Origin of the sequence: Nocardiopsis sp. NPDC049922, assembly GCF_040660275.1 — a bacterium.
Classification (GTDB): domain Bacteria; phylum Actinomycetota; class Actinomycetes; order Streptosporangiales; family Streptosporangiaceae; genus Nocardiopsis.
The window spans coordinates 199,482-211,171 of the sequence record NZ_JBFAME010000005.1 but is presented as its reverse complement, the minus strand read 5'-3'; the positions used below and the strand labels follow the sequence as shown (position 1 = coordinate 211,171).

Genomic DNA, 11,690 nt, shown 5'->3' with positions numbered 1-11,690 from the left:
GAAGCGAAGCGGAGGACCAAAGCAAACACCGCCTAGCCCCGGTCGATGGTGATCACCGGTGACGTCCAGGTCTCCCAGTGGTCGGGGTCGTCCGGGTCGCCCAGGGCCTTGAGCGCGCGGACCTCCAGACGGTACTCACCGTCCCGGACCTCGCGGATCCGGCGCGCGTCGCTGACCGTCCCGTCCCACACGTAGGAGAAGAACGCCGTCGACGTCGCGTTGCGCCCGACGTTGGCCACGTCCACGGCGACGTTGCGGGTCGGGTGCACCGGACGGCCGGTGCGCTCGCTGATCACCCTCATCTCCAGCTGGGAGACGTGGTGGTCGAAGTGTGCGACGACGTAGGGGTAGTCGGGCAGGCCGTCGACCCACGACAGGGTGTAGGCCGCCCCGTCCGGCTGGTTGGCGAAGGTGCCGCCGCCCGCCGCCGCGCACTCCAGTCCGACGAACACCTCGCACTGGGTGATCCGCGTCAGCCAGGGCAGCTCCTGGACGTTGCCGTCCCCGTCGGTGATCGGGGTCATCGCCTCGATCTCCTGGTAGTCACCCGCGTAGGCGGCGTACGGGACGCGGTAGGTCTCGCCGTCGACCTGGGTGACCGTGACGTACCCGCCGTACACGGGCTGGACGAGCTCCGCGGTCGGCGGGGTGATGGTCACCTCGACGTCCACCGACGCGCCCGCGCCCACGGTCACGGAGTCGGCGCTGAAGGACACCTCGGCGAAGGCGTCGTTGAACGACGGCGTGAACGTGTTCCCGTGCGTGCCGAGGGCGGCCTCGTGGCCGAGGTCGTAGGTGGCCTCGGCGTCGCCGTCGTTGGTGATGGTGACGGTCTCGGTCACGGCCTCCTGGGTCTCGCCCGGCGCCAGCTTGCCCGGGGAGACGGTCGTGGTGGCCAGCACCGCGCCGGGGACGTCCACCATGCCCGCGCCCTGGCGGTGGACGTTGTCGAGGAACCCGAGGCCCGGGTTGCCCCACCACGCCTTGGGGTCGGCGCTGTTCTGGAGGACGGTGCGCACCTCGCCCGCCGCCAGTTCGGGACGGGCCTGGAGGAGCAGCGCCACGGCGCCGGCCACGTGCGGCGAGGACATGGACGTGCCGCTGATGGTGGCGTATCCGCCCTGGTCCATGGGGTAGGTGGAGTTGATCAGACCGCCGGGTGCGCCGATGTCGGGCTTGAGGTCGAGGTCGGGGGACATGCCGTAGGAGCTGAACGAGCTGATCAGTCCGCCGGTCGGGTTGGGGGTGCGCACGGTCTCGTCGGTCCAGGTCAGGGTGACCGGATCCGAGCCCTCCAGGAGCTCCCTCAGGTGGGCGCCCGCCTCGTCGGAGACGCCGATGGAGAACGCCCCGCGGTCGGTGATGCCGCCGCCCGCGAACATGCCGGGGACGTTGTTGTGGACGACGACGCCGGTGGCGCCCGCGTCGAGGGCTGTGTCGTACTTCTCCGCGAACGTGCAGCTGCCGCGGACGATCAGCGCCGTGCGGCCCTCGGGGTCGCCCTCGAGTTGGTCGCCCAGGGACGAGCAGGCGCGGCCGATGTAGACGAGTTCGTCGGTCTCGCCCTCGGTGGGCGGCGGGGTGGCGTCGCCCATCGGCATGAACGGCAGCGCCTCGCCGCCGGGGCTGGCGATGACGGACGCCGCGCTGATGTGGGTGTTGTCGTAGGAGGCCACGCCGATCACGTTCTCGCCCAGGCCGGGGGCGCCTGCCGAGTACAGGCCGGTGTCGCCCTCGTTGCCGATGGACGCGACGACCACCACGCCCTCGTCGACCAGGTTGTCGGAGGCGACCGCCGTCGGGTACCCGGGCCAGGTGTGGGAGGACCCGATGCTCATGTTGAGCACGTCCATGTCGTCGGCCAGGGCGAGCTCCATGGCGGCGATCATGATGTCGGCGGTGGTCGAACCGCCGCAGCCGAACACCTTGTAGGCGCCCAGCTCGGCCTCGGGCGCCACGCCCGTGACCTGGCCGGAGGCGCCGACGATTCCGGCGACGTGCGTGCCGTGCCCGTGGCAGTCCTGGGGGTCCTCGTCCGGGACGGGGGTGACGGTGGAGGGGTCGCCCGCGTTGAAGTCGTCGCCGACGAAGTCGTACCCGGCCACCACGCGGTCGTTGGGGAAGCCGCCCGGTCCGCCGAGGTCGGGGTGGGTGTAGTCGATGCCGGTGTCCATCACGGCGACCCGCAGGCTCTCGCCGGTCAGGCCGAGCTCGTTCTGGCCGATGTCGGCGCCGGTCATGCTGAGGGCGGTTTCCAGGTCGGGCTGGGACTGGTCCGGTTCGGGGGCCTCGTAGCGCATGACCGGGTAGACGGCGTTCACCCCGGGGATCTCCCGGGCGGCGCCCACCTGGGCGTCGTCCATCTCGACCGAGAAGCCGTTCCACAGCTCGCCGAAGGCGTGCCGTTCCTCGTACTGGAGTCCGAGCTCCTCGGCGTCGGCGCGGAACGCGCGCTGTTCCTCGTCGACCGCGGCCTCGGAGTTGCCCTCGGCCTCGGGCGGTCCCTCCAGTTCGATGAACCACAGGCCGTCGGCCTGGTGGGTCATCTCGCCGTTCTCGGCGCTGGGGGCCGGATGGAGGGGGGCGATCTCGGATCCGTCGTCGGCGCTGGCGGGGGTGGCCGCGACGAGTCCCGCTATCAGGGTCAGCCCGGCGATCGACGCCAGGTGCGAGCGGTGGGGTACCACCTTGTCAACACATCCCTTCTGCGTGCGCCGCGGAACACCGGGGGAGCGAGCGACCCAGACGGTGACGGATTCTCGTGTACCGGGGGATAGCCCGTGTGGTGTCCGTTCTCGGTTTTTCGACGCACATAGCACCGAGATCATTGCGGTGAGTCATAAAAGTGTCAATGTTCTCCGAGCCTCAATTCGGCCACGCGGGGGTAGAAATTTCCCTTTAGTGATCATGTTTCTCAGTGATCATCAAAACGGACAGACAAGGCTTTTATTGGGAGAAAAGGGAAGAATCGATCGGGGGTGGACGAGGGGTGGTGATGTGCATCCGGTCACTCGTTCCGATGGGGGTCGGTAGTGGTGGGAAAGGGGCATCTTCCAGGGTCTGAACAGGGACGAAAGGGCTCACGAGTTACAGTGGTGACGTCGGGTCGCCGCTGGCGGCCCGACGGTGTGGACCGAGCGAAGTCCGGTCACGCGGCTCCGGCCGCCAATCCGGCGCTGTCCCGCAACTGTGAGGCCCCGCTCCGCGCGGGGACGAGCCAGGTCGCCTCGCCCACACCGACGCACCCGTCCTCGTGGGAAGGACAGGCCGTCCCCCCGTGGGCCGTGCTCCCCTTCCCCCTGCCCACCCAAGGAGCACAGTGCGGATCGCACGCCAACTCCCCCTCGCACTCCTCGGTGCCACGCTCGCGCTCACCGCGTGCGGCGGCCAGGACCCCCAGACCGACACCGCGACCGACGAGCCCGCGGAGAGCCCCTCCGTCGCCTGCGGCCCGCCCGAGGCCGACCCGAACCGCGCGACGGTCGGCGACGGCACCTTCCCGGTCACCCTCACCGACGCGCTCGGCGAGGTCACCCTGGAGGAGGCTCCGGAGCGGATCGTCTCCCTGTCGCCCAGCCACACCGAGATGCTCTTCGCCATCGGCGCGGGCGAGCAGGTGGAGGCGGCCGACGAGTACTCCAACCACCCGGCCGAGGCGCCCACCACCGACCTCAGCGGGTTCACCCCCAGCGTCGAGGCGATCGCCGAGTACGACCCCGACCTGGTCATCCTGGCCCGCAGCGCCGAGGACACCGTCCCGCAGCTGGAGGCCGTGGACATCCCGGCCCTGACGCTGGACGCCGCCGTCGACCTGGAGGACGTCTACGCCCAGATCCGCCTGCTCGGCGACGCCACGGGCATGGCGGACGAGGCCGACGCCGAGGCCGACCGGATCGAGAGCGAGTTCAACGAGGTCGTCGAGGGCGTGTGCGCCGAGGCCGGGGACGCCGGGCTCAGCTTCTACCAGGAGCTCGACGACACCCTCTACTCCGCCACCTCCGACACCTTCGTCGGTCAGATCTACGCGTCCTTCGGCCTGGTGAACATCGCCGACGAGGCCGACGACGGCACCGCGGGCGGCTACCCGCAGCTGTCCCAGGAGTACGTCGTCGACGCCAACCCCGACCTCATCTTCCTGTCCTACACGGGTGAGGACGCCGTCGGCGCGGTCGCCGAACGGCCCGCGTTCGACACCGTCGACGCCGTCCAGAACGACGCCGTCGTCCAGCTCGACGCGGACGTCGCCTCCCGCTGGGGTCCGCGCGTGGTCGACTTCGCGGAGGCGGTCGGCGCGGCCGTCACCGAACACGCGGGTTCCTAGGTGGGACCTGGGGTCGGAGCCAGGATCGGCTGGCTGGCGGGCGGTCTCGGCGCGTTGGTCGCGGCCGCCCTCTTCGGCGTCTCGGCGGGCGCGGCGGACATCAGCGCGGCCGACATCGTCCGCCACCTGCTCAGCCTCGTGTCGCCGACGGCCGAGAGCCCGCTGACCGAGCGGCAGGAGGCCCTCCTGGTCGAACTGCGGCTGCCCCGGGTGGTCATGGGCGCCGTCGTCGGCGCGCTCCTGGCCACCGCGGGCGGCGCCTACCAGGGCGTCTTCCGCAACCCCCTGGCCGACCCCTACCTGCTCGGCGCCGCCGCGGGCGCCGGGCTCGGGGCGACGCTCGTCATCGTCTTCGGTCAGGAGGTGACCGACGCGCCCCGTGCCCTGGTCCCCGTGGCGGCCTTCGTCGGCGCCCTGCTGGGCGTGGCGGCGGCCTACACCCTCGGCGCGACGGCGGGCGGGGGCGGGACCGCCTCCCTCATCCTCGCGGGCGTGGTCGTGTCGTCGTTCCTGTCCGCCGCCCAGACGCTCACCCAGCAGATCGGCGGGGACCAGCTCCTGAGGATCTTCTCGTGGCTGCTCGGCGGGCTGGGCCGGGGCGGATGGGACGACGTCAGGATGGTCGCGCCGTACACGGTGGTCGCCCTGGCGGTCCTGCTCGTGTGCGGACACCTGCTGGACATGCTCGCCCTGGGCGACGACAAGGCGGTGAGCCTCGGCCTCAACCCGTCCGCCGTCCGCATCGTCGTCATCAGCGCCGCGTCACTGGCCACCGCCGCCGCCGTGGCGGTGAGCGGGCTGATCGGCTTCGTCGGGATCGTGGTCCCGCACATCGTGCGCCGCCTCGTCGGCTCCAACTACCGGGCGATTCTCCCCGTGAGCGTCTTCTTCGGCGGCGCGTTCATGGTCGTGGTCGACATCGTCGCCCGTACCGTGGTGGCTCCGGCGGAGATGCCGATCGGCGTGGTCACGGCGTTCCTCGGCGCGCCCTTCTTCCTCCTCATCCTGCGCACCACGCGCCACCGCGCCACCTGAGCCGCGCCGCACGCGGGCGGCCCGACGAGCCGCGCGGCCACTCTGGGATACTGGAGCTGATATGGACATCACCGTGCTCGCAATCCTGATCATCGTCGTCGCGCTCCTGGTGATCGGCGGATCCTTCCTGGTCACGACCCGACGTCCGGTCGCGCCGGGCAAGGAGGAGACCAAGCCCGAGGTCACCGGGGAGCCCCCGGCGGCGGCCCCCGTCGAGGACCGCGACCGGGGCGCGGAGGCGGTCGCCACGCCACCCGCCCAGGCCCCGCCCGCCGAGGAGGCGGCCGTCGAGCCCGCCGAACCGGCGCTGGAGACGCCGCCGCCGTCCGCGGGCCGGATGGTGCGTCTGCGCGCCCGCCTGGCGCGCTCGCAGAGCACCCTCGGCCAGGGGCTGCTCAACCTGTTGTCCTCCGACACCCTCGACGAGGACACGTGGGAGGAGATCGAGGACACGCTCATCACCGCCGACATCGGTGTGACCTCGGCCGCGCAGATCGTCGAGCACCTGCGCACGCGGGTGAAGGTGCTCGGCACCCGCGACACCGACGAGGTGCGCGCCATGCTCCGCGAGGAGCTGCTCGACCAGATCGGCGGGGACACCGACCGCACGGTCCGCACGGAACCGCACGGGGACCGGCCCGCCGTGATCATGGTCGTCGGCGTCAACGGCACCGGCAAGACCACCACCACGGGCAAGCTCGCCCGCGTCCTGGTCGGGGACGGCCGCAGCGTCGTGCTGGGCGCGGCCGACACCTTCCGCGCCGCCGCCACCGAGCAGCTCCAGACCTGGGGCAGCCGGGTGGGCGCCCCGGTCGTGCGCAAGGAGGAGGGCGCCGACCCGGCCAGCGTGGCCTTCGACGCGGTCTCCCGAGGAGTCGAGGACGGCGCGGACACGGTCATCGTCGACACCGCCGGACGCCTGCACACCAAGACCGGGCTCATGGACGAGCTGGGCAAGGTCAAACGGGTCATCGAGAAGAAGTCGCGGGTCGACGAGGTCCTGCTGGTCCTGGACGCGACCACCGGGCAGAACGGCCTGCGCCAGGCGCGCGTGTTCGCCGAGGTCGTCAACGTCACCGGGATCGCGCTGACCAAGCTGGACGGCACCGCCAAGGGGGGCATCATCGTGCAGGTCCAGCGGGAGCTGGGCGTGCCGGTCAAGCTGGTCGGACTGGGCGAGGGCCCCGACGACCTGGCCCCCTTCGACCCCGAGGTCTTCGTCGACGCCATCCTCGCCACGGACTGAGCGTTCGGACGACGTTCCGAGAAACCACGGCCGGGCTCCCGGAGGGGCCCGGCCGTCGCCGTGCCGTGGGGATGTGACCGGCGTCATGCGGCGGAAACCACGCGGAAACACCGGGGCGCGGAACCTGTCGGAGACTTCGTTACCGACGTGAGATCGACCTGAGATCTGACGCGGAGTGGTCGAATCGTCGCCCATCGTCCACGGAATCGCGGCCGGTCCGTACCGGTGCGCGACCGTTCGCGCGAACTGGGTCATCGGTTCACGGCTCCTTAACACTCCTGGCAGTCCTTTTACACGCGCGCAACATGTCGGCTCAGGGCGAGAAACACCCAGGTCGGACAGTGGCGTCCGTGGTACTGCATCGGGCCCGAAGATGCGCTCGCTGACTGCCGCCCTCTCCGACACATCCCCCGTCCGTCCAACGGAGGCGACGACATGATCGACACCGGCAACACCACGTGGCTGCTGATCAGCGCCGCGCTGGTGATGCTCATGACCCCGGGCCTGGCCTTCTTCTACGGAGGTATGTCGCGGGCCAAGAGCGTCCTCAACATGATGCTCATGAGCTTCGCGAGCATCGCCATCGTCAGCGTCCTGTGGGTGCTCATCGGCCACTCGCTGACCTACGCCGAGGGCCCCGGAGCGCTCAACCACTTCATCGGTGGTTTCGACTACCTCGGCCTCACCAGCCTCATCGGTGAGATCGAGCCGTCCGACGGCGAGGGTGGCGGCGGCTACCCGCTCCTCGTCGACGCCGGGTTCCAGATGATGTTCGCCATCATCACCGTCGCGCTCATCAGCGGCGCGATCGCCGACCGCGCCAAGTTCGGCGCCTGGCTGATCTTCGTGCCCGTCTGGGCCCTGCTCGCCTACTTCCCCGTCGCCCACTGGGTCTGGGGCGGCGGCTGGTTCGAGCTGATCGGCATCGGCGACGCGGGCGTCATCGACTTCGCGGGCGGTACCGCCGTCCACATCAACGCCGGTGCCGCGGCCCTGGCCCTCACCGTCGTCCTCGGCCGCCGCAAGGGCTTCGGCGTCGAGTCCATGCGCCCGCACAACCTGCCCTTCGTCCTGCTCGGCGCCGCCCTGCTGTGGTTCGGCTGGTTCGGCTTCAACGCCGGTTCCGCCTACGCCGCCGACGGCGTCGCCGCGCTCGCACTGGTCAACACCCAGGTCGCCACGGCCGCCGCGATCATCGCCTGGATGCTCGTCGAGAAGCTGCGCTACGGCAAGGCCAGCGCCCTCGGGTTCGCCTCGGGCGCCGTCGCGGGTCTGGTCGCCATCACGCCGGCCGCCGCGGACGTCTCGCCGGTGGGCGCCATCGCCGTCGGCCTGGTCTCCGGCGCCCTCTGCGCCTACGCCATCAGCTGGAAGTTCAAGTTCAAGTACGACGACGCGCTCGACGTGGTCGGCGTCCACCTGGTCGGCGGCGTCATCGGTTCGCTGATGATCGGCCTCGTCGCCTCCGCGGTCGGCTCCTCCGGCGCCGACGGCTTCTTCTACGGCGGAGGCATCGACCTGCTGGTCGTCCAGCTGATCGCCGTGGCCGCCACGATCGCCTACTCCTTCGTCGTCACCTGGGTCATCGCCAAGGTCATCGACCTCGTCATGGGCTTCCGCCTCCCCGAGGAGGTCGAGACCAACGGCCTCGACCACGAGCTGCACGCCGAGACGGCCTACGCGTTCGAGGAACTCGACGAGCTGGAGGAAGGAGCGGTCTCCTCGCCGACGCCTCCGGGCGGGGAGACGGCCTCATCGCCGGTCAAGTCCTAGCCTCGACGCTGAGGTCGCGGGTCTTGTGCCGCTGAGGCGGTGAGGTGACCCTCGGGGTCGGCGGGGAGAGATCCCCGTCGGCCCCGTTTCGGCGCTCCCGCGCGGGTGCGCCCGCGACGCGCGCCGAGGACCGGACGCGTCGGGTGTCACGATTCGATACCCTTCGAAGCGATGCGCCGGGAGCGCCGGGAGACCGTGGGAGCCCACTCGAGGGTGGGCGGGACACGGAGGACGGCCCGGATCCCGGGCCGGAGCGCGATCGGCGCGACCGCGAGCCATGGAGCCGCATCCCACGCCAGGGACGGGACCCGCGTCCGCGGTCCCCCCTCCCCGAGAACCCATGCGTATTCGTACAGTGCCCCGCGTCGGTCGGGGTCAGGAGGCAAGATGGCGCCGGTGAGTCACAACAGGGGTCGCAGGAGTGGTCGGACCGCGTTCGCCGCGGCGGGCACGGTCGTCGTGCTCGCTCTGACCGGGTGCTCGACCCTCAGCGGCCTGCTGCCCGGCGGCGGGGGCGAGGAGGAGCCCAGCCCCGAGCCCACGGAGACCGTGGACGCCGCTCCGCTCCTGGAGGAGGCGCTCGCCGATCTGGCCGCCTACCCCGCGCTCACGGCGACCGGGCAGGTGGCCGAGAGCGTCGGCGGCCAGGTGCAGGACACGGCCCTGACCGTCGCCGACAGCGGCGCGACGCGCGGCACCGTCCAGGTCAACGGCGCCGAGGGTGAGCTGATCAGCGTCGACGGCCGGACCTACGTCCGCGCCGCCGAGGACTTCTGGCTGGACCGCGGCGTCTTCGGCCCGGACTTCGACGACTTCGAGGGCAACTGGGTACGCACCTCCGCCAGGCAGACCGGGATCGACCCCGCGACGACCCTGGCCCCGGCGGACCTGGCCGCGATCCTCGGGGGGCTGGAGATCGAGGAGGCGGACGCGGTCGAGGAGAACCTCGACGGCACGCTCACCTACCGGGTCGACCTGGCGGGCGAGCGCGACCAGGTGTGGATCGACGCCGAGACCAACCAGATCCAGCGCATCGCCGTCGAGGAGCTCGTCCCGGAGGGCGCCGGGACCGGGCCCCAGGTGCGCCTGGACCTGGCCCAGGCGGAACGGCCCGAGATCGAGGAGCTCTACGACGGCCTGATCACCACCGTCGAGGAGGAGCTGACCAGCTCCCGCGACGCGCGCGTCGAGGTGGCCTGGGCGGGCGACCCCAACCTCACCTGTGAGGACGGGCCCAACTGCACGTGGTCCGGCACCGTCGCGGACTCCGGCGCCGCCGAGGGCGGGAGCGTCTCGGTCCGGATGGACGTGACCTTCAGTGAGGAGGAGCTCGGCCAGCTGGAGTGCAGCGACAGCGGCACCCTGGAGGCCGGGAGCACCCTGGAGCTGTCGTGCAGCGCCGACTACGACCACGTCAGCACCTCCGAGCAGGAGCGTTCCGTCGACGGTGAGGCCCGCCTCTCCACCCGGGGCATGAGCGGCGACGACCAGGAGGCCGTCCTGACCGCCCTGCGCGAGCAGCGCGAGGCGACCCTGTCGGGCGAGGGCGCCGCCGACGACGAGGCCGGCGACGGCGCCGAGGCCGAGGAGTCGCCCGCCGAGGAGGGCTCCGGGAACTGAGCCCGGCCCAGGTGGGTCGAGGGCAGGTAACCTAGGAGACCAATTCCGAGACGAAGGACTGGCCACACTCGTGTTCGAGACGCTTTCCGACCGGCTGACATCGGTCTTCTCCTCGCTGCGCGGCAAGGGTCGCCTGTCCGAGGAGGACATCAACGCGACCGCGCGGGAGATCCGTCTCGCCCTCCTGGAGGCGGACGTCGCGCTTCCGGTGGTCCGCGAGTTCATCGCGCGGATCAAGGAGCGCGCGCGGGGGGAGGAGGTCTCCAAGGCCCTCAACCCGGCGCAACAGGTCATCAGGATCGTCAACGAGGAACTGGTCGAGATCCTCGGCGGCGAGACGCGGCAGATCCGGTTCGCGAAGAACCCGCCGACCGTCATCATGCTGGCGGGCCTCCAGGGCGCCGGTAAGACCACCCTGGCGGGCAAGCTCGCCCGGTGGCTGAGCGCGGACCGCAACACCCCGCTGCTCGTCGCCGCCGACCTCCAGCGTCCGAACGCGGTCACCCAGCTCCAGGTGGTCGGGGAGCGGGCCGGCACGCCCGTGTTCGCCCCCGAACCGGGGAACGGCGTCGGCGACCCGGTGCAGGTCGCCCGGGAGTCCGTCGAGCACGCGCGTCGCAACAACCACAACGTGGTCATCATCGACACCGCGGGCCGCCTCGGTGTCGACACCGAGATGATGCGGCAGGCCGCGGACATCCGCGACGCGGTCAAGCCGGACGAGATCCTGTTCGTCGTCGACGCCATGATCGGTCAGGACGCGGTCAACACCGCGCAGGCCTTCCTCGACGGCGTGGGCTACGACGCGGTCGCGCTGACCAAGCTCGACGGTGACGCGCGCGGTGGCGCGGCGCTGTCCATCCGGCACATCACCGGCCGTCCGATCATGTTCGCCTCCATGGGTGAGAAGCTGGAGGACTTCGACCTCTTCCACCCGGACCGGATGGCCTCGCGCATCCTGGACATGGGTGACGTCCTCACCCTCATCGAGCAGGCGCAGCGCACGTTCGACGAGGCCGAGGTCGAGAAGATGGCCTCGACCATCGCCTCGGACGAGGACTTCACGCTGGACGACTTCCTCCAGCAGATGTCGATGGTCCGCAAGCTCGGCCCGATCGGGAACCTGCTCGGGATGATGCCCGGCATGGGCCAGATGCGCGACCAGATCGACGGCATCGACGACAAGGACCTGGACCGCATCCAGGCCATCATCCAGTCGATGACCCCGGCCGAGCGGGCCAACCCGAAGATGATCAACGGCTCGCGCCGTCTGCGCATCGCCAACGGTTCGGGCACGCAGGTCGGCGACGTCAACGGTCTGGTCACCCGGTTCTTCGAGGCGCAGAAGATGATGCGCAAGATGAAGAACGGCGGCATGCCGGGGATGCCCGGGATGCCGGGTATGGGCGCCGGCGCCAACCGCAAGAAGGCCAAGGCCCAGGCCAAGAAGGCGAAGAAGGGCAAGCAGCGCAGCGGCAACCCGATGAAGGCCCGCCAGCAGGAGGCCGAGCGCGCCGCGCAGCGCCAGCGCCGCCAGGAGGAGGGCGGTCAGACCATGCCGCAGCTGCCCCCGGGCCTCGGCGGCGGCGCCGGTCAGCCGCAGCTCCCGCCCGGTCTCGGCGGTCCGAACATGCCGGACCTGTCGAACTTCAAGCTGCCCAAGAAGAAGTAGGGCGGTCCGACTCCCGGGTGCGG

7 protein-coding genes are annotated in these 11,690 nt (G+C 71.0%); 6 read left to right on the top strand and 1 reads right to left on the bottom strand.

Annotated elements, in window-relative coordinates; all coding sequences use genetic code 11:
* Positions 1–32: 32 nt before the first annotated feature.
* Positions 33–2,687 (bottom strand): S8 family serine peptidase, encoded by a 2,655-nt coding sequence (locus tag AB0I72_RS12010; protein WP_358566220.1) that lies wholly within the window; start codon positions 2,685–2,687, stop codon positions 33–35.
* A 632-nt stretch (positions 2,688–3,319) separates the two neighbouring features.
* Here AB0I72_RS12010 and AB0I72_RS12005 point away from each other — a divergent pair.
* From AB0I72_RS12005 to ffh, 6 genes are all read left to right on the top strand, one after another.
* Positions 3,320–4,321: an ABC transporter substrate-binding protein gene (locus AB0I72_RS12005; RefSeq protein WP_358566217.1), complete on the top strand. Its 1,002-nt coding sequence runs from the start codon at positions 3,320–3,322 to the stop codon at positions 4,319–4,321.
* Entirely contained in the window at positions 4,322–5,356 is a 1,035-nt protein-coding gene (locus tag AB0I72_RS12000; RefSeq protein WP_358566214.1) for an iron ABC transporter permease, read from the top strand.
* 61 nt (positions 5,357–5,417) lie between these two features.
* Positions 5,418–6,602 (top strand): signal recognition particle-docking protein FtsY, encoded by a 1,185-nt coding sequence (gene ftsY, locus AB0I72_RS11995; protein ID WP_358566211.1) that lies wholly within the window; start codon positions 5,418–5,420, stop codon positions 6,600–6,602.
* 435 nt (positions 6,603–7,037) lie between these two features.
* Positions 7,038–8,375 carry an ammonium transporter gene (locus tag AB0I72_RS11990; RefSeq protein WP_358566208.1) on the top strand — a complete coding sequence of 446 codons (1,338 nt, stop codon included), beginning with the start codon at positions 7,038–7,040 and terminating at the stop codon, positions 8,373–8,375.
* 387 nt (positions 8,376–8,762) lie between these two features.
* Entirely contained in the window at positions 8,763–9,995 is a 1,233-nt protein-coding gene (locus tag AB0I72_RS11985) for a hypothetical protein (protein ID WP_358566205.1), read from the top strand.
* Positions 9,996–10,065: 70 nt separating this feature from the next.
* Complete coding sequence (ffh, locus tag AB0I72_RS11980; protein WP_358566202.1) at positions 10,066–11,667, top strand: signal recognition particle protein; 1,602 nt, start codon at positions 10,066–10,068, stop codon at positions 11,665–11,667.
* Positions 11,668–11,690 lie beyond the last annotated feature (23 nt).

Bases quoted from the DNA above. Each gene is read 5' to 3' on its own strand.
- ftsY (WP_358566211.1), top strand. From the start codon at position 5,418: ATGGACATCACCGTGCTCGCAATCCTGATCATCGTCGTCGCGCTCCTG.
- AB0I72_RS11990 (WP_358566208.1), top strand. From the start codon at position 7,038: ATGATCGACACCGGCAACACCACGTGGCTGCTGATCAGCGCCGCGCTG.
- AB0I72_RS11985 (WP_358566205.1), top strand. From the start codon at position 8,763: ATGGCGCCGGTGAGTCACAACAGGGGTCGCAGGAGTGGTCGGACCGCG.